The sequence below is a fragment of the Pseudoalteromonas sp. XMcav11-Q genome (assembly GCF_040104525.1).
Lineage (GTDB): Bacteria > Pseudomonadota > Gammaproteobacteria > Enterobacterales > Alteromonadaceae > Pseudoalteromonas.
On record NZ_JBECOX010000018.1, the window covers coordinates 23,691 to 47,323 of the forward strand.

Genomic DNA, 23,633 nt, shown 5'->3' on the forward strand with positions numbered 1-23,633 from the left:
AATCTTAAATCTTTACTAGGCTTACTTGATCGCCTTCTTCAACTTTTAGCCCCGCGGCAACATGTGGAGCAAGCGTTACTTCATTGCCATCAGTCAGGGCTAACTCAATTACTGTCGCGCGATAATCAACAAGTTTACCATTTGCGACCATAACAGGGAATCCACCGTTGCTTTCGCCTATTTTCACAGTACGAGTTTCACTATTGCGAACCGTGCGGATGTTCCCCACTTTTGCTTCTACCGTTGGACCCGCGTCGAAGATATCAACATAACCATTAAATGTGAAACCTTCGCTTTTTAGTAGCTCAATTGCAGGACGCGTATTGTCATGAACTTCACCAATCACCGCTTGTGCTTCTTTACTAAGCAGGTTCACGTAGATTGGGTACTTTGGCATTAATTCAGCAATAAAGACCTTTTGGCCGATACCCGTTAGATAATCCGCTGTCGGGAAATCCATCGAGAAGAAATGCTCTTCAAGCCATTGCCAGAACGGGCTTTCGCCTTGCTCGTTAGAAACACCACGCATTTCCGCGATAACGGTTTCAGCAAAACGAGCACGATGTTGGTTGATAAACATAAAGCGAGAGCGAGATAGCAGTTTGCCGTTTGCGCCTTTGCGATAGCCATCTTTCAAAAACAGGGTGCATAATTCCGTCGCGCCAGTGTAGTCATTACATAGCGTTAAAATATCCACTGCTTTATAAACATCGAGTGTGCGTGAAGAGTGGATCACTTTGCTTAGGTGATAATGATAAAACGCATCATCTAAACCAACCGCAGCTTCGATACCGCTGGTACCAACCACCTCGCCTGTTTCAGTATCTTCTAATACAAATAAATAGCCTTCATCAAAAGGCTTGTCTGCTTGCTTGCCAAATGAAGCAACAGAGCGTGCAATCTTCTTCTGTAATAGCTCTTCGTTAACAGGCAAAGAGGTAAAACCGTGGCCTGATTCGTGAGCAATGTTTAAAAGCGCTGGATAATCGCTTTCTTGGATTGGGCGAAGGATCATCATGAGCCCGCTTACTCCTCAAAAATGTGGATAACAACAAGGCCACCAAAAGGTGACCTTGCAACCAGTATTAAGCGTTGTTAGCAACTACCGTAGCAACGGCTTTTTCAAAACGTGCCATCCCTTCGCGGATGTCAGCTTCTGGAATAACTAGAGATGGAGTGAAACGTACTACGTTTGCACCAGCAACCAGTGACATCACGCCTTGCTTGATACCTTCAACCAAGAATTCTTTTGCTTTGCCTTCGTACTTTTCAGTGACTACACCACCAAGCAATAGACCTTTACCACGTACTTCGGTAAATACGTTGTACTTTTCGTTGATGTCGTTTAGTAGTTCACGGAACAGCTGCTCTTTTGCTTTTACGCCATCAAGTACAGTTGTTGTGTTTACTGTGTCAAATGCCGCTTCTGCAACCGCACACGCCAGCGGGTTACCGCCGTATGTAGAACCGTGAGTACCCACTTTTAGGTGCGCAGCAATCTCAGTTATTGTGATCATCGCGCCGATAGGGAAACCACCGCCAAGTGCTTTAGCCGTTGTTAAAATATCAGGGGTTACGTTTAAACCTTGGTATGCATACAGGTCACCAGTACGGCCAACACCAGTTTGCACTTCATCAAAAATAAGTAGCGCATTGTGCTTGTCACACAGCTCGCGAACACCTTTTACAAACTCAGCAGTTGGTGAAATGATACCACCTTCGCCTTGTAGCGGCTCCATCATCACGGCACAAGTGTTGTCTGAGATAAGCGCTTCAAATGCCGCTAAATCGTTATAGTCTGTGTGAACAATGTCGCCCGGCTTTGGACCAAAGCCATCAGAGTATGCAGCTTGACCACCTACAGTTACAGTGAAGAAAGTACGGCCGTGGAAACCTTTGTTGAAAGAGATGATTTGCGACTTTTCAGCACCAAACTTATCTAGTGCCCAACGGCGTGCTAGTTTAAGCGCCGCTTCGTTCGCTTCTGCACCTGAGTTTGCAAAGTAGACTTTTTCTGCGAACGTGGCATCGGTTAGCTTTTTCGCTAAACGTAGTGCAGGCTCATTGGTCATCACGTTAGATAGATGCCAAATTTTCTCGCCTTGCTCTTTAAGCGCGCCCACCAAAGCTGGGTGACAATGACCTAGACAGTTAACTGCGATACCACCAGCAAAGTCGATGTACTCACGACCTTCCTGATCCCATACTCGAGAACCTTCACCTTTCACTGGAATTACCGCTGAAGGTGCGTAGTTAGGTACCATTACGTCGTCAAACAATTCACGATTGATAGTCATTTTATTTCCTCATATTTGGTGAGTGAAAGTGCAAACAAGGAGTCATTTCCTTTTGGAGGTCGGCGCGTTGCCGCCACTTGATAGGATATTTATTCACACCAATTCGGTGCTATGTATTTTGACCCGCCCCTTGATGGCACAAAATTCATACGCTCATTATTCCAGAAAAAGCGCCATTTGTCTCACTTATACCACGTTCTCAGCCCTTAGTATTCAAGGGTTTAACATATATTCTCAACTCAAGTGAATAACTATCTAGGGCAGATATTTAGGGCAAAGCAAGCGCCGTGCAGCCTTGCACAGATCATTTAAGATTAGGTTTTGAATGAATAGTCGCAAAAAAAATTTCAATTTTTTTTACAAAATCGTCAACTGCAGGTTATGGAACGCACATTTTGCCAATTGCTGACGCATTTCCTCGGTAAGTTCTAAATGATCGAGCAAAATCTCGGCTTCGTCGTCTTCAATTAACTGGCTATCTTTTAAAACAAGCAGTTGTGCGTAGCCATAGGCTTTTTGCATCACTTGTGTCAGAGGTAATGGGTCGGCAATGTTTTTATGCGCATTTGGTAGATAAGTTTGCGCATACTCTTCCATGACGGCATTAAAGGGCAAATAACGTAACTCCATTTTTTCAATTAGCTTACGTGAAATCTCTGCTGAATGTTCTATCAACAAGTTACGTAAAAATAACGGATCAGGAGATAACTCCATTAATGCGGTGTGTAGGTCTTTTTGCTTTTTGTCTCGTGCTATTTGTACCTTGGCTTGCCACACCTTTTCGAAGGTGCGTAAATAAAGACGGATCAAGGCCACTTTCCCAAGTTCTAGTAACATGCCTAAAGTAAACGCATGCTGTTCTTTTACCCCAAAAAATGGTGCCAGCTCTTTTGCCGCAATGGCCGTGCTCATGCTCAGCTCGCGTAATTTACGCTTCATTAAGCCAAATGGTTCTGTAGCATGCGGCATCCAGTGTCTTACCGCCATTGTCGGGATCACCATTTGCAAGTTCTCAAGGCCTAAATACCTTAATGCTAATGCCGGCGTGTCGACCTTAATGGACGTGCCTTTACTGTTTTTTTTGCGATACTGTGGCAAGTTGACTAGCGAAACCAGCTCACGACCCAACCAACTTAAGTCATTAACCAAAGGTTCTAAACGCCCAACTGAAGCTGAGCGCACGGCAAGAATGTCTAAAATTGCAGGAACGGAGTCTTGAATGCCAATGACTTCATGATAGATATTATCAAGGTCATGCAGTTGCTTTGTGATAGCTTCTTCGATAACTGAATGTAGATGCTTACTCGCTTTGGCAATATATTTGTGATGGCTTGTGCTGCTTTCTTGGCGTTTTGCAGCCGCTGCAATTTCCACCTCTAGCATAGTGCGCTGTGCGATATTCTCCCCATAGCTAATATCAAATGTATGGATATAGCCTATTTGCTTTTGCGCAAAGTTGAGGCTGATAAGAAGGTCATGGGCACGCTCGGATAGCGCTTGTGCCATTCTAATTTGCTTATTTTCTTGCGTCATGCATGCTACTTATCTAAAGGAAAAACACTGAGTTAAGCACTCAACAGAATCGTCTTACTGATTAACATTATACCAGTAAAAGCAATATTATGATTTGATATTGCGCACAATAGAATCAAAAAGTTACGTATCAAAAACTAGTCTAACCAACAAAAACGCAGCGAATATGGATGTATAACACCTAGGCGAAATCCTGTTGGTTTTGTTTAAACTTTAGAAGCGTTTTATAAAGTTATCAAGTAATGCTAAGCCGTGTTCAGTGAGGATAGCTTCTGGGTGAAATTGCACACCTTCAAGTGCTCTATCGGATGCCAAGAGTCCCATAATTTCATCACGCTCACCCTCTTGTGTCTGTGTCCAAGCCGTTACGGCTAGAGACTTTGGTAAGCTACTTTGCTCAACAACCAAAGAGTGGTAGCGGCATACTTCGTATGGTGATGGCAGGCCTTGAAATACGCCTATATTGTTATGGTGCACTTGAGACGTTTTCCCATGCATCACTTGTTTTGCGCGAATGACTTTGCCACCTAAAGCTTGTGCAATAGTTTGATGACCAAGGCAAATGCCGAGAATAGGGATTTGTCCCTGTAGACGTTTTACGACTTCAAGCGAGATCCCCGCTTCATCAGGACTGCAAGGGCCAGGAGATAGCACAACATATTTGGGATTAAGCTGCTTGATTTGTGAGGTGCTGATTTCATCATTTCGCTTTACCAGCACATCCACATCTAAGCGCTGAAAATACTGCACTAAGTTGTAGGTAAAGGAATCATAGTTATCAATCATCAACAGCATGTAGGTACCACTAAAAGAACCAAGCGGCCTATTCGCCACTGGGGTAAAGATGTTCGTTATAAATCTATTTTATCACGAACTCAACAGGAGGATTTTCTTATATCTAGTATCTGCTTTAAACCAAGGGTCTGTAGACCCTTGTAATACAAAAAGACACCATAAATGGTGTCTTTTCATTGTGTTTTATTAACCGCGAGGAATAAAACCGACGGCGTCATACACAGCTTTCAGTGTTTTTTCGGCACGAATACTTGCTTTTTCCGCGCCTTTTTTCATGATTTCGTCCAGCAGAGTTTGATCTTCACGGATTTCTTTAAAGCGCGCTTGAATAGGCTCCAGCATATTCACTACCGCATCGGCAGTGTCTTTCTTTAAATGACCGTACATTTTGTCTTCGTACTCTGGCACTAACTCTTCAATTGAGCGTTTAGTTGCAACACTTAGTAGAGTCAGTAAGTTGGATACTCCTGGCTTTTCAACACGATCAAAGTAAATGCGTGCTTGCTCATCTGAATCCGTTACCGCTTTTTTCAGCTTTTTCTCTATCTTCTTAGGTTCGTCCAACAGCATCACAAAACCATTTGGGTTTTCGTCTGATTTTGACATCTTTTTGCTTGGGTCTTGCAAGCTCATAACACGAGCGCCAAACTCTGGAATATAAGGTTCTGGGATCTTAAAGACATCGCCGTACAAGTTGTTAAAGCGCGTTGCGATATCGCGGGTCAACTCAAGGTGTTGCTTTTGGTCTTCACCAACCGGTACTTGATCCGCTTGATACAATAAAATATCCGCAGCTTGCAATACTGGATAGGCGAATAAGCCAACGTTTACGTTATTGGCGTGCTTTGCTGACTTATCTTTAAACTGCGTCATGCGGTTTAACTCACCCATCTGTGCATAACAGTTCAGCACCCAACCTAGTTGAGCATGCTCAGGAACCTGTGATTGTACAAATAGTGACGATTTATCTGGGTCGATGCCGCAAGCAGTATATAGTGCTACGCCGTCTAATACGCGATCGCGTAGTTGCTGTGGCTCTTGGCGAACCGTAATGGCATGCAAGTCAACCAACATAAAGTAACAATCATGATCGTTTTGTAGTTTAAGCCACTGGTTAATGGCACCTACGTAATTGCCTATTGTCATACCACCGGTTGGCTGAATACCACTTAATACTACAGGTTTACTCATGTCGTTCCTTTATTTCTTCATTGAATTAACGTTGATTGATAATGGGAATAATATCTAAGAATCCATCACAAAGGTACTGTGGATTGAACTCTTTCAAATCGAATCCTTGATTATACCCATAATTTAGCGCAATCACAGGTATCTTAGCGCCCTGAGCGGCCAAAATATCGCTTTTAGAATCCCCAACCATAATAAGCTTATCCGCTGATACACCAAGACGCTCGGCTGCCAGCAATAGCGGAGCTGGTGACGGCTTTTTGTCAGTGTCATCACCACAGACGATACAATCAAAATGCGAAGTGAGATTTAATTTATCCAGCAGTTTTAGCGTAAATGCACGATTTTTATTTGTCACGACGGCTTTTGGCACTGTGGCAAATGCAAATAGCCCTGTCTCAACATGCGGATACAAACCCGCATACTGACCAACTAATTCGTCATAATGCACTTTAAAACGTTCAATGGCGGTGTGCGCTAAACTTTCGGATAAGTCTTCGCTAACTTCATGGCTACCGCTTAGGCCTCTTTTTACTAACATATCGATGCCGTTACCTACCCATTCACGCACCAGAGTATGACTAACAATTGGGTGAGCAAGCTCAGACAGCGTTAAATTGAGCGCCATGTACATATCCTCGACGCTATCAACTAACGTGCCATCGAGATCAAATAAAATACCCTCAAAACGCATTATTTTACCTTTGCTAATTCTTGACGCATGGCGTCTATTACCGCTTTGTAATCGGGTTGATTAAAGATAGCGGAACCTGCAACAAACATGTCTGCACCGGCCGCTGCAACCTCAGCAATGTTGTCCACCTTAATTCCCCCATCCACTTCAAGACGAATATCGCGACCGGAAGCGTCAATGCGTGCTCTCGCTTCTTTTAATTTCTCAAGTGTATGTGGGATAAAACTTTGGCCACCAAAGCCCGGGTTTACTGACATCAAGAGGATTTGATCAATTTTATCCATCACATGATCAAGATAATGCAGCGGTGTGCCCGGATTAAATACCAAGCCAGCTTTACAACCTGACTCTTTAATCAGCGCAAGGCTTCTGTCTATATGCTCGCTGGCCTCTGGGTGAAATGTAATAATGCTCGCCCCGGCTTTAGCAAACTCGGGAATTAGACTATCTACAGGCTTTATCATCAAATGTACGTCGATAGGAGCAGTAATTCCGTAATTTCTTAATGCGTCACAAATCATTGGACCAAAAGTTAAATTTGGCACATAGTGATTATCCATTACATCGAAATGAACCACGTCGGCACCTGCTGCCAGTACCTTTTCAACATCTTCGCCTAACCTCGCAAAATCTGCGGATAGAATGGATGGTGCAATTAAAAAATCAGACATACTTTTCCCCTAAACGTAAGACCGCGATACTGTACCGTAAATTGCCCAAAATGTCTGCGATTTAAGGCGCTTTATGATTGTGCAATAAACGAACATTGTGTATCATTATGTGATATTTAACTTCTGGGGATAGGGTTATGGTTTCTAGATATAAAGCACGGATTGCTCTGCTTGGGACGGTATTAGCCGTGTCGGCAGGGGTATTTTCTTTCGACAATGATGAAAGTCTTGCCGCAAATTACTCCGCATGCGCTTGTAGCACTGGCAATTTAAGCAGTCGAATAAATGCAGTGGAATGTCAGCAAGAAGCGCACACCAGTTGGGCAGCGTGGTTGACTGGCGGTAGTTCGAGTGGCCAATTCCATTATTTGGATTTGCTTGAGTTATTACTTGGCTCTAAAGACAATCAAAGCAGTAGTAAAGTTTCATCTCCTTACTAATACCAGTTGAGCCAATCAACTGGTAAGAGGTAAACACTATGGCTTCTTCCAATAGTAAATTCGCGTTAATTCAAAGTGTCTGTGCGGCAATGTTTGGTGTGCAGAGCGGTCAAAAACAAGCATATGACTTTAACAAAAAGCATTTTTGGCCGTTTGCTTTTGCGGGCATCGTTTTTGTCGCCGCCTTTGTCATTGGCTTAATTTGGTTTGTGAATGGTGTGGTTTTGGCTTAGTCCTTTATGCCGCAGCAAATTACGAACGGTGATATAGCGCCATTAGTTCGTCAACTTTATTCCGCCCATTACCTTTAGGGCTAATTGTACGTTTCACCTTGATCACATCTAGCTTCGCTTGATTATAAATCTTTCGTGTCCATACCGTGTCATGATTGGAGATTAACACTGGCGTTTGTTTTTCAAAAGCCGCGGTTTCCGCAAGATTCGCCAATTGCGCTTGGTCGTCTAAGTTAAAGCCGCCTTTTGCATAGCTAGTAAATGATGCTGTTTTGCTCAAAGGTACATACGGTGGATCGCAATACACTACCGCATTCTTCGGCATGGTTTCAAATACTTGGCTGTAACTTTGACAGGTGAAAGTAGCCTGTTGGGCTTTTTCAGCAAACACATATAACTCGCGCTCTGGAAAGTAAGGCTTTTTGTATTTACCAAAAGGGACGTTAAAGATCCCCTTGAGGTTATAACGACATAAACCATTGTAGCCATGGCGGTTCATATATAGAAATAGAATCGCACGCTCATACACATCAATGCTTTCGTTAAACTGTTGTCGATACGCGTAATACGCATCTGGATGGTTATTCAGCTCGACGAATAGCCTTTTAGCGTCACTGATAAATTCATCAGGAATACGCTTCAACTCTTTATACAGGTTGATAAGATCAGCGTTAATGTCATTTAAGACATAATGCTTAAACTGAGTGTTAAGGAAAACAGATCCCGCTCCAACAAAAGGTTCTACTAGCGTGTCGGCTTCATTACTTGCTGCTTGTAGGCGCTTAGAAATATCTTCTACTAAGCTGTATTTTCCGCCTGCCCATTTTAAGAAGGCTCTAGTCTTTTGTTGCATGCTCGTTCTATGTCGTGAGTGGTTGCGCGATTTTACACTAAATGTGGCTAATTACCGAGAGACTGAGTAATTTCTTGTTTAATTTTACTCATTCTCTTAAAAAATGGCTGACCTTTTTGTAGCGCTTCTGGCAATACTGCCTTTGCTTGCTTCGCTGATGCCAAACTCTGGTAAGCATCAGTAGTAACTACAAACCAAGTTCGGCCATTTCTTAAAACAGTAAACTGCTGTGTCACTACCTCGTTATGCTCCGCCATAAACCCAGCTGCAATCTCACTTTCTGTCACTGCAAGTAACTGGATCACCCATTCACCATCTGAGCGACTGAGATACCAAGGGTTTCCCGTCAATAGTTCAGGCTCCGCTTGCTGAAGCTCTGTTACTGGCGATAAAGTGGCAGGAGTACTATCAACATCGGCTTTTTCAGGTGTAACCGCTTGCTCTGATAGTGCGTTATTGTTGTTTGTCGTATCTTCTTTTGTTTCGGTTAGTGCAGATAAAATACTGCCAACAGGCGCAGTTTCGACTTGCGTTGGCGCTTCGGTTGGCAACTCTGGTTGCACATCGTTTTCAATTTCAACTTTGGTATTTGGCGCCTCAAATACCTCTTGCGCATCAATAGCGGTGGCTACTGTTTCTTCATCACCTTGAGTCGGTGTCCAGTATCGTTTTAATTCTTGCTTATACACTAAAGCAACCATCAACGCTGTTAATACCAAACAAAGCGCAATGACATACCATTGCCATTGTGATTTGCTACCTACTTTGGAGCTTTGTTCGCGTAAATTTAGACTCTGCTGCTGTGGCTGCCAAGAAAGTAAAACACTCGGATTACCTCGAGCTTCAGCAACAAACGTATTAAAAATAGGATCTTCGTCAGGCGGTAAGTCTTTGTAAAACATGCTCATCAAGCGCTTACTCTCGAGCACGGATAAAGGCTCGATATGAATATCCAGACTTTCAGGGATCAGCTGAGGCTGCTGCGCCGTAGCGAGTATGTAAATTGTTTCGCGAGAAGATTTTGCGAGCTTTTGTAGTTGTTCCGCAAGCTCTTGGGTTAAATGCCTGACGTTGTCTAACACCCATAAACATGGCCCACAGGCTTGTTCATCATGGAGCAACATGAAGTTTTCACTTAGAGATAACTTCTGATCAATGAGAGGACTGCGAAAGCTATGCTCAAGCAGCTGCCGTACCACATCAAACTCTTGAGTATTGGCAGTCAGCTTTACAAACGCTTTGTTAAAGTCTGGGTATTTATCAGTAAGAAACGATTCCGCAAGGTAGCTTTTACCAAGACCTGAAGAGCCAACTAAGGTTATCAGGTTTTGGCCATAGTCGAATTGCATAGCAATTCTATCTACCAATGCAGCTCTGCTTGGTAAAATTTGCGACTGCATTTAACGACCTATTAGAGTTACCACGGTTTCATCGCTAACATCATCCACTAGCGCACATTGGCCTAGTTGCGTAGGAAGAATAAAGCGAATTTTGCCTTGTTTGTTCTTTTTGTCTTTGCGCATATGTTGTAAAAACTGCGCTGCGGTCATCTCGCTTGGCGCTTCTGTCGGTAATTGATAAAGCGCAATAACACGACGGATCTTTTCAACATCAGTAGTACTAAGCGCGCCGCGCTGACAAGCCAAATTTGCAGCTATCATCATACCGGCAGCAACGGCTTCACCATGCAACCAATTACCATAGCCCATTTGCGCTTCAATCGCATGGCCAAAGGTGTGACCCAGATTAAGTAATGCACGCAATCCCGCTTCGGTTTCGTCTTTGGCGACGATCTCGGCTTTTATCGCACAACACTTATAAATAACTTGTTGAAGGCTTTCAGCATCTAGTGCGCTGAGCTGAGGATGCTGATCCGTTAATGTATCAAGAAAAGATGCGTCATAGATCAACGCATATTTAATGACTTCAGCCATACCCGCAGCAAACTCTCTTGCAGGCAATGTACTTAAGGTCTTGGTGTCGATAAAAACCGCTTTTGGCTGATAGAAAGCACCAATCATGTTTTTACCTAGCGGATGATTTACCGCTGTTTTACCACCAACCGATGAATCTACTTGTGACAGCAAAGTCGTAGGGATTTGAATAAACGGAACACCACGCTGGTAGCATGCCGCAACAAAACCAGTCAAATCGCCAACCACACCGCCACCGAGGGCAATCAAACACGTATCACGACCACAATTATGCTCGAGCAAAAAGGCAGAAATCTTTTCAAACCATTCTAGCGATTTGTATTGTTCACCATCAGGGATAACAAAATGTAGCGGTTTTTGAGCGTCAAATATCGCTAAAAGATTGTCTAAATATAAAGGTGCTATGGTGGTGTTGGTGATGATAACAGGACGACTTTGCCCAACATACTGCTTAAGTCGTCCTTCATCAGATAAGAGATGTTCACCGATAAAGATGGGATAGCTCCGCTCGTTTAAATCAACCTTTAATTCAAGCATGGCGTCCCTCCTACGGTGTTGTTATATTAGAAATCTAATTTTTCAATAATTTGGTTTGCAACTACTTTAGCGCTTTGCTCATCCGTGCGAACAACGTGATCTGCCACTTCTCTATATAGTGGTTCACGCTCATCAGCTAAGCGCTCTAGTACGTCACGTGAGTCTTCACTGGTTTGTAGTAATGGACGACGCTTATCACGCTGAGTACGAGCTACCTGTTTTTCGATCGGCGTTTCTAGGTAAACAACAATACCGCGCGCAGACAACTTGTTGCGCACTTCTTTGCTGATCACAGAGCCACCACCTGTCGCTAACACAATGCCTTGCATTTCTGTTAGGTCAGAGATGACGCTTTCTTCACGCTTGCGGAACCCCTCTTCGCCCTCGATATCGAACACCCAAGAAATATCGGCACCTGTGCGGCGCTCAATTTCCTGATCCGAATCGAAAAATTCAAGGTGTAATTGATCTGCAATGTGACGACCAATCGTGCTTTTACCAGCCCCCATCGGGCCTACTAGAAATATATTACGTTTCTCAGCCATATCTTTTTAGTACAAACGAACTCTAAAATTTGAAATAAAACCCCGCCTAACGACCTGGCCCCAAAATTAAGGAGGGGATTATCTCAGTAATCCGTGAACAATTTCAAGTCAAACCACGCAAAAAGCGCAATACTTTTACTGTCAACGGGCCTATAAACTGTCTTGAATGATCTTAGGCGTCACAAATATCAGCAATTCTCGCTTTTCATTAATATCACGAGAGTTCTTAAACAATAGACCTAAATATGGGATATCGCCCAAAATTGGGATCTTACTTACTGCCGTTTTCACTTCTTGCTGATAGATACCACCCAGTACGATAGTTTGACCATTTTCGACCAGTACTTGTGTTTGGATCTCTTGGGTATTGATTGCCGTCGCCGGGCCATTTGGCGTTTGCACGGTATCACCTTTAGTGTCTTGTGTAATCACTAAGTCGAGAATTATTTTATTATCAGGTGTGATTTGCGGTGTCACCTCCAAGCTTAAAACCGCTTTTTTGAAGCTCACCGTCGTTGCACCACTTGATGATGCCTCTACGTAAGGAATCTCTGTACCTTGCTCGATACGCGCCTTTTTCTGGTTAGCTGTCGTGATGCTTGGCGTCGCGATTATCTCACCTTTATTTTCTTGCTCCAGTGCAGACAACTCAAGATCTATCAAAGTGCCATCAGCTAATTTCGCAATGTGCATACCAATACTGCCAGCAGGGACTCCTTTTACGCCTAAATTAACGTTTAAGCGGTTTTCCAAAGACGGAATATTGCCATTGGATAGCGCATTCGCACCGTCTAGCGTACCAGAGATGGCATCACTGCCTTGCTGATCGCTAAAGCCCCAGCGGACACCTAAGTCTTCTTGTACTGTGTCATCTACAGTAACCATGCGTGACTCTATACGCACCTGTTTTACCGGCACATCTAAGGTTTCAACCATCCGACGTACACTTTCAATACTGCGTGAGGTGTCTTTAATTAATAAAGTATTGGTACGTTTATCAACCGATACACTACCACGATGACTAATAATAGAGTTGATATCGGTTTTGAGTAAGTCAGCAAACTCTTCCGCTTTCGCGTAATTAAGTTGAATATACTCGCTATATAATGGTTCCAGCTCTTCTACTTGCTGACGCGCTTGTAATTCCTTGGCTTCTCTAGCAGCGAGCTCTTCAGATGGCGCGACCATCAAAATAGAGCCATCCATACGCTTATCTAGCCCTTTCACACGTAACACAACATCAAGCGCTTGATCCCAAGGTACACCATCTAAACGCAAGGTTATATTGCCAGATACGGTGTCACTCGTTACTAGGTTAAAGTTGTTTGTATCGGCGATGATCTGTAGTACGGAGCGAATTGGAATATCCTGAAAATTCAACGTGATCGGCTGACCTTTATATTCTTTTTTATCGCCAAAGGTTTTATTACCTTCGTCTTTTTCAACTGATAAGGTAAAGATGTTATCAAGCTGTTGATAGGTAAACTTGAATGCCGCATTTGGCTCAATCACAATGCGGCTTTTATTGTCTTCTTTAAAGGTTTCTATGCGAGATACCACAGTGCCAAAATCTAACACATCGAGTTCGTATAGCAGGTCTTCTGCAATATCGATATGGTGGAAGTCCGCAATGATTTTACCACCGCGCTCTTGTACATCGATGGCCGCTTGGTTGTGCTCAAGAAACGCAAGTACTTTAGCTTCACCTTTCTCACCGCGACGAAAATCGATAGCTTGAATTTGGTTGATAAACGCAGTGACTTTTTGACTTTGATCTTGTTCAGAGACAATCGGTTTATTAGACACTTCCACTATCACAAGGTTATTCTTAACCTCGGTTTTATATAGCTTCAGCTCATCCATGTTGATGGAAACGGCAAAACCACCATCTCTGAGTTCACTGGTAATGCCTTGAATACCAGCTTTATCAATACTCAAAGCTTTTAAGCTTTCTTCAAACTCAGCCTGCTGGAAAAACAATTCAATACTGGTGCTTTCGCCGACAACACGAACTTTTGGCTCTGTATTGAGTTTTTCATCAAACACCAGTTGTAGCTGAGTTTCCCCTGTCGGAACGGGGTTATAGCGAATGTCATACAACATAGGAATGGCATGCGTAATTGACGAAAGGCCAACTAAGGCAACACCGAGCACAGAACGCCATAATGTTCGAGTGCTTTTAATGGTTGATTTTATAACGTTATTGTTAGTATTCACTCGTGCCACCTTGTTCCGCTTCTAACATTTCCATTTTTGTTAGCCTTTCTTTCCAACATCCCGTTCCATCTGGGATCAATTCTAATAATTCTAAATGATCGGCATGTACACTCAGCACTTTGCCATGATACAGGCCCATATATTCACCACGCTTTACACGATACAAGCCTTGCGTCGCCGCTTCGATTAGCGCCCAACGACCATCAGACTTGGCAATAATGCCTTTCATACGTAGATTATCCAACGGAAATTTCTCCAATGGATAGCGATCTCTATCTGGATCTGGGTGTAAACAGTTTTTAATTTGAACTAGTTTATTTTCAATCACTTCAGGCTGGGGCGCAACAAAAGGGCTACGCAATTCTGAAGCGCTATACTTAAATGGCTCATAATTTTGCATTTCAGGTATAGGCTCGATTTTTGGTGTTGAGCTTGCTTTTACCTGATCAATAAATTCTTTTTGTTCTGCAGTACTATCATTACAACCCGAGATGAACATCAACGAGGTCACGCAGAGCATCAGTCGGATCATTTCTGACCTCCTTGCTCATAACGATAAGTTTTTGCCACAACACTAAATACCAGCTCGCCATTTCCTGCATTTTCGATTCTAAAATCATGTAGGCTGACTATACGAGGTAATTCAGATACCTTACTCACAAACTGACCAAATTCATGATACTTACCTATCACTTCTAGCTTAATAGGCAATTCGGTATAAAACTCTTTACGTACCTCTGGCATCCAGCCAATTTTTAGGAAGGTTAATCCGCTTGAGGTACCAACGTAAGTCAGATCATCAAGTAGTCCAGGCGTTTCGTTGGAGCTTGGCAGTCGTCTCAACAGCTCAGTGAATTGCGCTTCCATATCAATCATTTGCTGTTTATATAGCTCTAGATTGTTTGCTCTTGCGTATTTAATCCGGTAGCTCGTTCTCAGCTCTTGCTCTTTTTTAACCGCTTGGTCGTAGCGGTCAATGGAACTTGAGACCATCAGGTTATAACCCAATACCATCATTAGTAAAACCACCAGAACGGAGCATAAAACTTTTACAGGAAATGGCCAATGACCAATATTATCGAGCTCCAGCTCATTCCAATCTATTTCTTTTAAACTGTTTAAGTCAAAATTCATGCACTGTGCCTCCGCCCTATTTCGCTTTATCGGCTAAGTGGATGTCGTCATGAGACTTAATATAAAAGTGCATCGTAAAATCACTCAGTAATTTTGAACTTTGCTCACCGGCTACTATGCCTTGGATCACCGGCCGCTCTATTAAATATGATGATTCAACTTGTCGTAGCATTTGCGATAAGCGGTTGTTTGATTCACTCCGACCAATGACTTTGATCATATTGTCTTGTCGCTCAAGACTGGTGAGATAAACCCCAGCCGGAACCACTCGCGCTATTTCATCGATAATTTGCGTGCCGAGACTGCGGTTGAGTTGCAACTCCTCAATAAGCCGAATACGGCGCTGTAAATTTTCTTTTTGCTTATTCAGGTCGTTAATCGCAACTATCCGTGAATCTAGTTGAGTGATCTCGCTTTCGAGATAGCGGTTTTTAATTTCTTGCCCGGTTTTTAAGCCGTCATAGAAGCTGCCAAGCATGTACATTAACAACAGACAAGCCGCGATGATCACCGCAATGATAGTCAGAAAGATTTGTTGCGACGCTTGCCTTTGCTGCTCGCGCCAAGGAAGCAAATTTATATGTGGCATGATGAGAAGCTCCTTAATGCCAAGCCTGTCGCTAAGGCGAATTGCGCTTTATGCTTTTGCAGCACATGCCTATCTACTTTTGGTGCAATCTCCATATCAGTAAACGGGTCTGCCACTATTGTGTGGATCCCAAGCTCATCAATGAGCAGTTTATCTAAGCCATCCACTAAAGCCGTTCCACCCGTCAACACGATGTAATCGATATGATCTTTACCACTGGTCGTCATAAACATTTGCACTGCTCGACGAATTTGCTGCAGCATAGAAGTTTGGAAAGGAGCCAAGACTTCAAAGGTATAGTTTGGAGGTAAATCCCCCGTCGTTTTCGCCAGTTCTGCTTCATCGTAGGTTTTGTTGTAATAAGCAACAATGCTGTTGGTATATTGCTCACCACCAAACACTTGGTCACGAGTGTAAATCGTTTTCCCAGATTGAATAACGCTAATCAGCGTAAGCACTGCGCCAATATCTATCATTGCTACGATTTTATCAAAGGCATCATTTGGCAGTTCAGGGTAAATGACATCCATGGCTCTACTTAGTGCGTAGTTTTCTACATCAACAACTTTCGCTTTGAAACCCGCTTCTTCCAATGCGCCAACCCGTGCTTGCACGCTTTCGGTACGAGCCGCAGAGAGCAGCACATTCATTTTTGACGGATCGGCTTCGTTTACTCCAATTTTTTCAAAATCTAGACTAACTTCATCTAACGGGTAAGGGATCAGGCTATCTGCTTCTATTGCTATCTGAGACTCGAGTTCAGCATCAGTTAATGACACATCCATAAAGATCACTTTTGTAATCACGGTCTGACCGGATACGGCAACTGCTGCATATTGCGTGAGCTTTGGAATGCGCCGCTTCATTTTAGTTATCGCGTTGCCGATCGCTTCAATGTCTTGAATGGCCCTTTCATTTACTGCTCCTTTCGGAATAGGTTCAATCGCAACGGCTTCTACTCGGTAGCTGGAACTTGTCTTCGACAGCAACACCGCTTTGACACAATGGGAGCCAATATCGATCCCTATCATCAGAGGTGCTTGTTTTTTTAGTAGTTGGCTCAGCATGTGAAGCGCCCGTTTCCTTTTAAGACTGTGTACCATAAAAATTTAGCACACAAAAATATTAATCGTTTTTTAATCAAGATATACTAGCAGTGTCTACCTGTAATTGGGAGTCTAACTAGGGATAATTCCGTGAAATTATTGAAAAGATTTTTACAATTCGTTTTTGTTTGTACCCTTTTAGGCGTGTTGACACTTATCAGTCTTTATTATTATGTCAAATCTGACATACCAAGTGTAGAGGTTTTGAAAGATGTTCAACTACAAACACCCATGCAAGTCTTTACACGAGACGGAAAACTCATCAATCAATTTGGTGAAAAGCGCAGGATCCCTGTACGTTTGCAGGATGTTCCACTCCCCATGCGCAAGGCATTCTTAGCGACAGAAGATAACCGTTTTTACGATCATTTCGGTATTGATCCGATAGGTATCGTCCGCTCCGCTTTAGTGCTTATCACCACAGGGCAAAAAAAGCAGGGAGCCAGTACGCTCACCATGCAACTTGCCAGAAACTTCTTCTTAACAAGAGAGAAAGCCTATATTCGTAAAGTGAAAGAAATCTTTATTGCGTTGCATATTGAGCAACTATTAACGAAAGATGAAATTTTTGAGCTTTACTTAAACAAAATTGAACTGGGCAATCGCGCCTTTGGTATCGGTGCTGCAGCGCAAGTCTACTACGGTCGCTCACTATCAGAATTAACTTTAGCAGAAATGGCAATGATTGCAGGCCTGCCAAAAGCGCCTTCTGCGTTAAATCCAATTCGTAACCCAGAGCGCGCGCAATTGCGCCGGAATGTTGTGCTCGGACGAATGCTTGCTGAAAAGTATATTACTCGAGCAGAATATGATGAGGCAACACAAGCTCCTATCACGGCTAAATTCCATGGCGCCGAAATCGAGCTTTATGCACCTTACATCTCTGAAATGGTTCGCGCCTATATGGTCGAACGCTACGGTACTGATAAAGCTTATAACTCAGGCATGAAAGTTTACACCAGTGTGGAGTCTGACATGCAACAGGCTGCTCAGCATGCATTAGTTGATAATTTACATGCCTACGATATGCGTCACGGCTTTAGAGGCGCAGAAGAAACCTATTGGCATGCTGAAACGGAATCGCCGCTAAGCCATGAAGGCATTATTACTCGCCTTAAAAAGGTCAATGAAATTGGGCCGTTAAAAGCCGCTGTGGTGCTAAGCATTGCAGAGAAAACGGCCGACCTGCTCTTAAAAACCGGTGAGCAAATTACATTGGAATGGTCAGGCTTAAGTTGGGCCAGACAATACATCAGTGAAACGCGTCAAAGCTTACCACCAAAAACAACCGCAGATATCCTCGCGCCAGGCATGCAAGTGTTTGTCCGTAAACAAGACGACGGTTGGATGTTAAGTCAGTTGCCGCAGGCATCCAGTGCCCTCGTCTCACTTGACCCGCAGGATGGGCGTGTCAAGGCGATTGTGGGTGGCTACAGCTTTGAGCTTAGCCAATACAATCGTGCTACCCAAGCTAAGCGTCAGGTGGGTTCAAACATCAAACCCTTTATTTATTCATCCGCATTAGAAAATGGCTATACCCTAGCCACCATTCTTAATGATGCCCCGATTAATCATTGGGACAGAAGCGTTGGCGTGGCTTGGCGTCCAAAAAATAGCCCTGAAGTGTATAACGGCCCAATCCGTATTCGCCGAGCGCTTGCACAATCGAAAAACGTGGTATCTGTTCGTTTGATCAAAGGCGTTGGCATAAATAAGGCTGCTGATCATTTGCTTAAATTTGGTTTTCAAGACGCAGATATTAATCGCAGCGAGTCATTGGCGCTTGGTAGTGCTGCACTGACTCCTATTGAAATGGCGCGCGGCATGGCCACTTTTGCCAACGGCGGTCACCTCATTGAGCCGTATTTTATCGATAAAATTACCGACTCATTCGGCACTGAGCTGGGTTCTGCAGAGCCGCTATTGGTCTGCGACGAACAGCAGATGGAAGAACAACCTGAGCGCTGTGCACCGCAAGTGATTTCGGAGCAAAACGCATTTCTGATTGCTGATGCGCTTCACAGTGCTATCTGGGGTGGTGGTAGTTGGAAACACGATACGGGCTGGAGCGGCACAGGCTGGCGTGGTCAATGGTTAAAACGTCGTGACCTTGCTGGAAAAACGGGTACCACCAATGACTCAGTAGATACTTGGTTTACGGGCTTTAACCGTAATGTCCTCACCACAGTCTGGGTTGGCTTTGACGATGCGAGTAAATCCTTGGGTCGTGCGGCCTACAACGCTAACCTTGGTAATAATCAACTTGTTGGCGCAGAAGCCGGAGCGATTTCAGCACAACCTGCTTGGATAGACTTTATGCGTGAGGCGCTTAAAGACGAGCCTTTGGCTCCGATAGAGCCGCCTCCAGGGCTTATTTCAACTCGGATTGACTTAAAGACAGGGCTTTTGTCTCGCAAGAACGATTACACATCTCGGTTTGAATATTTCGAGCAAGGTACAGCCCCAACCAAGTACGTATTGGATACGGATAGCAGCACACCGTTTGACGATACCGCGCCGCTACCGACTCACGAAGAGTTATTCTAAAATAGAAATGCCGATACAGATGTATCGGCATTTTTGTCTTATACCAGTTGTATTATATCTATTTTCTTAAAAGAGTTATTTTAGATTTTGCGTCAGCCAGAATAAATCGGAATGTATTCCCGCTGCTGTCACTTCTTTACCTGCCCCCGGGCCTTGGATCACCAGCGGATTTTGTTCATACCATTTAGTGTGGATCACAAAAATATTATCACCCGGTGTTAAATTCGCGATTGCCGAGCCATTTGGTACCTGTGCAATGCCTACTTTTGCAGACACTTTGCCATTGCTTGCAATTTCAAGCGCACCAGTATAACGAAGCGCAGCGTCATTCGCTGTGGCCTTTGCATAGTGTGTCGCATAAAAGTCATCGAGTTGCTGGCGATTTTCTAAAAACGTTTGCCATGAACCCACACTCAAGGACTCTGGCATTAACGCCTCTAATTCAATATCGTCAAGCTCAAGCTCAATGCCTAACTCTCGTGCTAAGATCAAAAGCTTACGCTGCATATCTCGGCCAGATAGATCTTCGCGCGGATCGGGCTCGGTAAAACCAAGTTCTTGCGCCCCAAGCACTAGCTCAGAAAATGCTTCAGAACCATCATAGCGACTACAAAGCCAAGATAAAGTGCCGGAAAAGACGCCTTCAATTCTCACCACTTCATCGCCACTATTTTGCAGATCAGCCAATGCAAAGTTAATGGGAAGACCTGCGCCAACACTGGTATTGTAACGCCATAATAGGTTACGATCTTGTAACTGCTGACGCAGCTTTGAGTACCAACCTTGTTGTGCCGTGCCGGCATATTTATTAGCGCTGATCAAATGGCAGTCATGTTCAACAAACTGTGGATACAACTCGCTGAAACGCTCGCTCGCAGTAATATCGACCACCACTTTATGCTCGTAATCTAGCTCTTTAATACGAGTGAATAGCTCTGCTTCATTGTATTCGATGGCCTCATTTTGCCATTGCTGTTGCCACGATGCTAAATTCAACCCGCTTGGACAGAACAACATTTGCTTAGAACGCAGTAAGCCAACCAACTTAAGATCAAAGTGCTCACTCAGCTTAGCGACTTGGTTTTTGCATTGTTCGATAAACACTTCACCCACATTGCCAACACCAGCTACAATCACAGCAAGCTCTCTGCCTTTATTGACCAAACGTTCGTGCAATATAGCAAGTAGATCGCTATCAATTGCTTGATCGGTTAACACTAAGCTGTAATGGCGCTCTTGCAGCACAAAACGGGTGACAATCGCATGTTCATCCAATAATTCCAGAGCTTGCTGATGTAAGCCAGCAACATCCTGACTTGGGGCAACAATAGCAAAGCCTTGTACTTGCGACTCAATAATATTGGCTCGCGAATCCAGCGCTTTAATCACAACATGGCTAAACTCAGATGGCACCAGTAAGTGTGCCTCTCCACCTTTAACAAAATGATGAATGCTATGCTGAATAAGCTGGCTTAGCTGTTTCACTTCACCACTTTTTAGCTGCTCAACGCGTAACAGGTCAAGTTGTCCAAAAGTGGTAATAAAGCGCTTCTCTTTGCTATAGCCTGCCTTTACTATCTCAGTGCCAAGTGCATCGGCGTCAAAGCTGCTGCGAACTTGCAGTTTTATATCGGTATCTTTAAGTGGAGACAGCGTTTTTGCATGTAGTACTGGATTACCTAATCGTGCGAGTAATTCAGCTTGGCCACGACATACCTTTGTGTATTTTATGGCATTGGCGACTTTACGTGGATCAGTGCTGAATACACCCGTTGTATCCGTCCAAATTGATACTTGAGCCGCATCAAGATAACTTGCCAACAAAGTCGCGCTATAGTCACTGCCATTTCGGCCTAAAGTCACCGTTTCACCTTGTGCATTTGCGGCAATAAAACCGGTAACGATATAGATAGCGTGATCATCAATTGCGCGATAGCACGCTTCTTTGTTATGGGCGTGTAGTAACACCCCCTCTTGTTGTACAAATAACGTACGAGCGTCGATAGCTTTGGCTTCGATACCTTGAGAACTTAGGTAGTTTGCTAATATACGAGCCGACCATAGCTCTCCATGTGCAAGTAAACTCGCGTAGTGAAGATGCTGTTCTTCTCGTCCTAAAGCGATTGCTTGCAGCTCATTGACAAGCTGTTTGAGTAACACACTGTGTTGTTCACCTACAAACAGGGCATCAATTAATTCACGTTGATGATTTTCAACTTGTAATAAAACATCGTTGAATGCGCGAACATCTTGCTGCTCAAAGCTTTGCCATAACTTCACTAGGGTATTCGTTGTTTTTCCTGCAGCAGAAACCACAACACTGTCACCTAGTTGACATTGCTCTAACACTATCTTGGCAACCGCCTGATAACGCTCTGGCGAGCTTAAACTCGAACCACCAAACTTATGTACTACTTTTGCCATTTACTCACCACAACGCTACTGTATGTGCAGGCGTTAATTTGAATGACTTAGCATCATCACTCGCCTGACTTTCATCAATACATGCAAATCCCGCTTCCAGATCTGCAATGAGATCCTGTGCATCTTCAATGCCTACAGAAATACGAATCAACGTGTCGCCCACTCCCGCTTCTAAACGTGCTTGCGGATCCATACCCGCGTGTGTCATCGTCGCTGGATGACAAATAAGACTCTCAACCCCACCTAAAGATTCTGCCAATGAAAAGTGCGTTAGAGACGTTAAAAACTTCGCAGATGTTTGCAGATCGCCTTTGATATCAAAGCTCACCATGCCACCAAAGCCGAGCTGTTGTTTTTTCGCAAGTTCGTGTTGAGGATGCGACTCAAGGCCAGGGTAATAAACTTGGCTAACATACGGCGACTTTTCTAAATATTCTGCAATAAGCTGAGCATTTTCTTGATGTTGGCGTAAACGCACATTTAAGGTGCGCAGTCCACGTAGGGTAAGGTAACTATCAAAAGGTGCACCGGTAATACCGATATTATTCGCCCACCAAGCTAACTCATCACCCAATTCCTGTGTACGCGCGATCACCGCGCCCCCCACTACATCAGAATGACCATTGATATATTTAGTGGTTGAATGCACGACGACATCCACGCCAAAGGCAATGGGGTTTTGTAATGCAGGAGACAAGAAGGTGTTGTCAGCGGCGACCAAAGCCCCCACAGCGTGTGCTGCATTTACGACAGCTTCTATATCCGTTAACCGCAAAATTGGGTTACTTGGTGTTTCAATCCAAACTAATTTAGGTTTGATCTGCTGCAGCTGCGCAAGACTTTCAGGTTGCGTGAGATCCAAGACTGTTAATTTGAGCAATCCACGCTTTGCAAGCGATGTAAACAAGCGATAGCTACCACCATAGCAGTCATGTGGAATAACCAGCATATCGTCATGGTTAAGCAGTTGAGTTACTAGGTGAACGGCAGCCATGCCAGTGGCGGTAATAATACCACGAGCACCACCTTCAAGTTCGGTAAGTGCCTGTGCAAGCACATCACGATTAAAGTTACCGCTGCGGCCATAATCGTAGTCGCGTTTGGTATCAAAATCGGCAAAAGAATAGGTGGTAGAAAGGTAAAGCGGTGGCACTACTGCCCCATGCGCTTTATCAGCTTCTATACCGTGACGCACTGCTACCGTCGATTTATTAACTTGACTCATAAGGTCACCTAGATAGTTGGATGTTTAGACGTCTAAAAGGTTAGAGCAACAGAAACCAGAAGTCAAAACATTTATACCGCTAAATGGCTAAATAACTAGTATTTGACTATCTTTTTTAAACCGATAAAATTTCGCCACTCTAGGCGTTGCTAATACGACTGAGTTATTGAAAACTATGGCAGAGATTCTTCTATCTCGCTATGGCGGATTAGTTTATTCATCTATTTGAGTTTGGGATTTATCTTTAATTCGTAAGGTTATCCCTATATTCATGCGGTTGGTGAATAATGTAGACCAGAACCCAGTCATATTGGCATTGATGTAACTGAGGCAAGTACACAATTATGGCAAAATGGAACGGTGAGTATATTCACCCATATGCAGAACACGGTAAAAAAGCAGAGCAAGTAAAAAAGATCACGGTGAGCATACCTCTGAATGTACTCAAAGTGCTAACTGATGAGCGTACACGTCGCCAAGTGAATAACTTACGTCATGCCACGAACAGTGAGCTTTTATGTGAGGCGTTTCTACATGCCTTCACAGGTCAGCCACTGCCGAGCGATGAAGACTTGAGAAAAGATAATCCAGAGCGTATTCCTTTAGAGGTAAGACAAATAATGGAAGAGCGCGGTTTGGAGATCCCAGAAATAAACGAAGAGTGATAACTG

22 protein-coding genes are annotated in these 23,633 nt (G+C 43.8%); 4 read left to right on the plus strand and 18 right to left on the minus strand.

Going from position 1 to position 23,633, the window contains the following annotated elements; translation table 11 throughout:
• Positions 1–4: 4 nt before the first annotated feature.
• From astA to rpe, 7 genes are all read right to left on the minus strand, one after another.
• Positions 5–1,018 carry an arginine N-succinyltransferase gene (gene astA, locus ABMY45_RS21145; RefSeq protein ID WP_206472685.1) on the minus strand — a complete coding sequence of 338 codons (1,014 nt, stop codon included), beginning with the start codon at positions 1,016–1,018 and terminating at the stop codon, positions 5–7.
• Between the two features lie 67 nt (positions 1,019–1,085).
• Positions 1,086–2,297: an aspartate aminotransferase family protein gene (locus tag ABMY45_RS21150; RefSeq protein WP_349289478.1), complete on the minus strand. Its 1,212-nt coding sequence runs from the start codon at positions 2,295–2,297 to the stop codon at positions 1,086–1,088.
• Between the two features lie 357 nt (positions 2,298–2,654).
• A complete protein-coding gene (locus ABMY45_RS21155; RefSeq protein ID WP_349289479.1) occupies positions 2,655–3,830 on the minus strand; it encodes an HDOD domain-containing protein in 1,176 nt (391 codons plus the stop codon).
• 213 nt (positions 3,831–4,043) lie between these two features.
• A complete protein-coding gene (locus ABMY45_RS21160; protein ID WP_010607069.1) occupies positions 4,044–4,625 on the minus strand; it encodes an aminodeoxychorismate/anthranilate synthase component II in 582 nt (193 codons plus the stop codon).
• Between the two features lie 186 nt (positions 4,626–4,811).
• A complete protein-coding gene (gene trpS / locus ABMY45_RS21165; RefSeq protein WP_010368888.1) occupies positions 4,812–5,816 on the minus strand; it encodes a tryptophan--tRNA ligase in 1,005 nt (334 codons plus the stop codon).
• A 25-nt stretch (positions 5,817–5,841) separates the two neighbouring features.
• Positions 5,842–6,507 carry an HAD-IA family hydrolase gene (locus ABMY45_RS21170; protein ID WP_227386796.1) on the minus strand — a complete coding sequence of 222 codons (666 nt, stop codon included), beginning with the start codon at positions 6,505–6,507 and terminating at the stop codon, positions 5,842–5,844.
• Positions 6,507–7,178, minus strand: a complete 672-nt coding sequence (gene rpe, locus ABMY45_RS21175) for a ribulose-phosphate 3-epimerase (RefSeq protein WP_174170537.1) — start codon at positions 7,176–7,178, stop codon at positions 6,507–6,509. The genes ABMY45_RS21170 and rpe overlap by 1 nt, the downstream gene beginning before the upstream one ends.
• A gap of 137 nt (positions 7,179–7,315) precedes the next feature.
• On the opposite strand from rpe, the gene ABMY45_RS21180 reads away from it, so the two are divergent.
• Together ABMY45_RS21180 and ABMY45_RS21185 are read left to right on the plus strand one after the other, a co-directional pair.
• Positions 7,316–7,618 (plus strand): hypothetical protein, encoded by a 303-nt coding sequence (locus ABMY45_RS21180; protein ID WP_010607067.1) that lies wholly within the window; start codon positions 7,316–7,318, stop codon positions 7,616–7,618.
• 38 nt (positions 7,619–7,656) lie between these two features.
• A complete protein-coding gene (locus ABMY45_RS21185; protein ID WP_010607066.1) occupies positions 7,657–7,851 on the plus strand; it encodes a DUF2970 domain-containing protein in 195 nt (64 codons plus the stop codon).
• Between the two features lie 19 nt (positions 7,852–7,870).
• Here ABMY45_RS21185 and ABMY45_RS21190 read toward each other — a convergent pair whose 3' ends face one another.
• From ABMY45_RS21190 to ABMY45_RS21230, 9 genes are all read right to left on the minus strand, one after another.
• Positions 7,871–8,704, minus strand: a complete 834-nt coding sequence (locus ABMY45_RS21190; protein ID WP_010607065.1) for a Dam family site-specific DNA-(adenine-N6)-methyltransferase — start codon at positions 8,702–8,704, stop codon at positions 7,871–7,873.
• Between the two features lie 47 nt (positions 8,705–8,751).
• On the minus strand, positions 8,752–10,104 hold the full coding sequence (locus tag ABMY45_RS21195) for an AAA family ATPase (RefSeq protein ID WP_349289480.1): 1,353 nt from the start codon (positions 10,102–10,104) through the stop codon (positions 8,752–8,754).
• Positions 10,105–11,175 carry a 3-dehydroquinate synthase gene (aroB, locus tag ABMY45_RS21200; protein ID WP_211867167.1) on the minus strand — a complete coding sequence of 357 codons (1,071 nt, stop codon included), beginning with the start codon at positions 11,173–11,175 and terminating at the stop codon, positions 10,105–10,107.
• 26 nt (positions 11,176–11,201) lie between these two features.
• Positions 11,202–11,720, minus strand: a complete 519-nt coding sequence (gene aroK / locus ABMY45_RS21205; RefSeq protein ID WP_010607062.1) for a shikimate kinase AroK — start codon at positions 11,718–11,720, stop codon at positions 11,202–11,204.
• 150 nt (positions 11,721–11,870) lie between these two features.
• Positions 11,871–13,937: a type IV pilus secretin PilQ family protein gene (locus ABMY45_RS21210; RefSeq protein ID WP_227386795.1), complete on the minus strand. Its 2,067-nt coding sequence runs from the start codon at positions 13,935–13,937 to the stop codon at positions 11,871–11,873.
• On the minus strand, positions 13,927–14,469 hold the full coding sequence (locus tag ABMY45_RS21215) for a pilus assembly protein PilP (protein WP_227386794.1): 543 nt from the start codon (positions 14,467–14,469) through the stop codon (positions 13,927–13,929). Before ABMY45_RS21215 ends, ABMY45_RS21210 begins: the two co-directional genes overlap by 11 nt.
• Positions 14,466–15,071, minus strand: coding sequence for a type 4a pilus biogenesis protein PilO (locus tag ABMY45_RS21220; RefSeq protein WP_010607059.1), 606 nt, complete (start codon positions 15,069–15,071; stop codon positions 14,466–14,468). The genes ABMY45_RS21215 and ABMY45_RS21220 overlap by 4 nt, the downstream gene beginning before the upstream one ends.
• A gap of 16 nt (positions 15,072–15,087) precedes the next feature.
• A complete protein-coding gene (locus tag ABMY45_RS21225; RefSeq protein ID WP_010607058.1) occupies positions 15,088–15,660 on the minus strand; it encodes a PilN domain-containing protein in 573 nt (190 codons plus the stop codon).
• On the minus strand, positions 15,648–16,727 hold the full coding sequence (locus ABMY45_RS21230; protein WP_010368913.1) for a pilus assembly protein PilM: 1,080 nt from the start codon (positions 16,725–16,727) through the stop codon (positions 15,648–15,650). Before ABMY45_RS21230 ends, ABMY45_RS21225 begins: the two co-directional genes overlap by 13 nt.
• A gap of 129 nt (positions 16,728–16,856) precedes the next feature.
• Here ABMY45_RS21230 and ABMY45_RS21235 point away from each other — a divergent pair, with 129 nt between their 5' ends.
• Positions 16,857–19,313 carry a PBP1A family penicillin-binding protein gene (locus tag ABMY45_RS21235; RefSeq protein WP_227386793.1) on the plus strand — a complete coding sequence of 819 codons (2,457 nt, stop codon included), beginning with the start codon at positions 16,857–16,859 and terminating at the stop codon, positions 19,311–19,313.
• A gap of 75 nt (positions 19,314–19,388) precedes the next feature.
• Here the strand turns inward: ABMY45_RS21235 and metL are convergent, their stop codons facing one another.
• Entirely contained in the window at positions 19,389–21,737 is a 2,349-nt protein-coding gene (metL, locus tag ABMY45_RS21240; protein ID WP_174170533.1) for a bifunctional aspartate kinase/homoserine dehydrogenase II, read from the minus strand.
• Positions 21,738–21,741: 4 nt separating this feature from the next.
• A complete protein-coding gene (metB, locus tag ABMY45_RS21245) occupies positions 21,742–22,962 on the minus strand; it encodes a cystathionine gamma-synthase (protein WP_349289481.1) in 1,221 nt (406 codons plus the stop codon).
• Positions 22,963–23,306: 344 nt separating this feature from the next.
• Between metB and metJ the strand changes: the two genes are divergently transcribed.
• A complete protein-coding gene (metJ, locus tag ABMY45_RS21250) occupies positions 23,307–23,627 on the plus strand; it encodes a met regulon transcriptional regulator MetJ (protein WP_010368921.1) in 321 nt (106 codons plus the stop codon).
• Positions 23,628–23,633: the final 6 nt, after the last annotated feature.

Bases quoted from the DNA above. Each gene is read 5' to 3' on its own strand.
- astA (WP_206472685.1), bottom strand. From the start codon at position 1,018: ATGATGATCCTTCGCCCAATCCAAGAAAGCGATTATCCAGCGCTTTTA.
- ABMY45_RS21150 (WP_349289478.1), bottom strand. From the start codon at position 2,297: ATGACTATCAATCGTGAATTGTTTGACGACGTAATGGTACCTAACTAC.
- ABMY45_RS21155 (WP_349289479.1), bottom strand. From the start codon at position 3,830: ATGACGCAAGAAAATAAGCAAATTAGAATGGCACAAGCGCTATCCGAG.
- ABMY45_RS21160 (WP_010607069.1), bottom strand. From the start codon at position 4,625: ATGCTGTTGATGATTGATAACTATGATTCCTTTACCTACAACTTAGTG.
- trpS (WP_010368888.1), bottom strand. From the start codon at position 5,816: ATGAGTAAACCTGTAGTATTAAGTGGTATTCAGCCAACCGGTGGTATG.
- ABMY45_RS21170 (WP_227386796.1), bottom strand. From the start codon at position 6,507: ATGCGTTTTGAGGGTATTTTATTTGATCTCGATGGCACGTTAGTTGAT.
- rpe (WP_174170537.1), bottom strand. From the start codon at position 7,178: ATGTCTGATTTTTTAATTGCACCATCCATTCTATCCGCAGATTTTGCG.
- ABMY45_RS21180 (WP_010607067.1), top strand. From the start codon at position 7,316: ATGGTTTCTAGATATAAAGCACGGATTGCTCTGCTTGGGACGGTATTA.
- ABMY45_RS21185 (WP_010607066.1), top strand. From the start codon at position 7,657: ATGGCTTCTTCCAATAGTAAATTCGCGTTAATTCAAAGTGTCTGTGCG.
- ABMY45_RS21190 (WP_010607065.1), bottom strand. From the start codon at position 8,704: ATGCAACAAAAGACTAGAGCCTTCTTAAAATGGGCAGGCGGAAAATAC.
- ABMY45_RS21195 (WP_349289480.1), bottom strand. From the start codon at position 10,104: ATGCAGTCGCAAATTTTACCAAGCAGAGCTGCATTGGTAGATAGAATT.
- aroB (WP_211867167.1), bottom strand. From the start codon at position 11,175: ATGCTTGAATTAAAGGTTGATTTAAACGAGCGGAGCTATCCCATCTTT.
- aroK (WP_010607062.1), bottom strand. From the start codon at position 11,720: ATGGCTGAGAAACGTAATATATTTCTAGTAGGCCCGATGGGGGCTGGT.
- ABMY45_RS21215 (WP_227386794.1), bottom strand. From the start codon at position 14,469: ATGATCCGACTGATGCTCTGCGTGACCTCGTTGATGTTCATCTCGGGT.
- ABMY45_RS21220 (WP_010607059.1), bottom strand. From the start codon at position 15,071: ATGAATTTTGACTTAAACAGTTTAAAAGAAATAGATTGGAATGAGCTG.
- ABMY45_RS21225 (WP_010607058.1), bottom strand. From the start codon at position 15,660: ATGCCACATATAAATTTGCTTCCTTGGCGCGAGCAGCAAAGGCAAGCG.
- ABMY45_RS21230 (WP_010368913.1), bottom strand. From the start codon at position 16,727: ATGCTGAGCCAACTACTAAAAAAACAAGCACCTCTGATGATAGGGATC.
- metL (WP_174170533.1), bottom strand. From the start codon at position 21,737: ATGGCAAAAGTAGTACATAAGTTTGGTGGTTCGAGTTTAAGCTCGCCA.
- metB (WP_349289481.1), bottom strand. From the start codon at position 22,962: ATGAGTCAAGTTAATAAATCGACGGTAGCAGTGCGTCACGGTATAGAA.
- metJ (WP_010368921.1), top strand. From the start codon at position 23,307: ATGGCAAAATGGAACGGTGAGTATATTCACCCATATGCAGAACACGGT.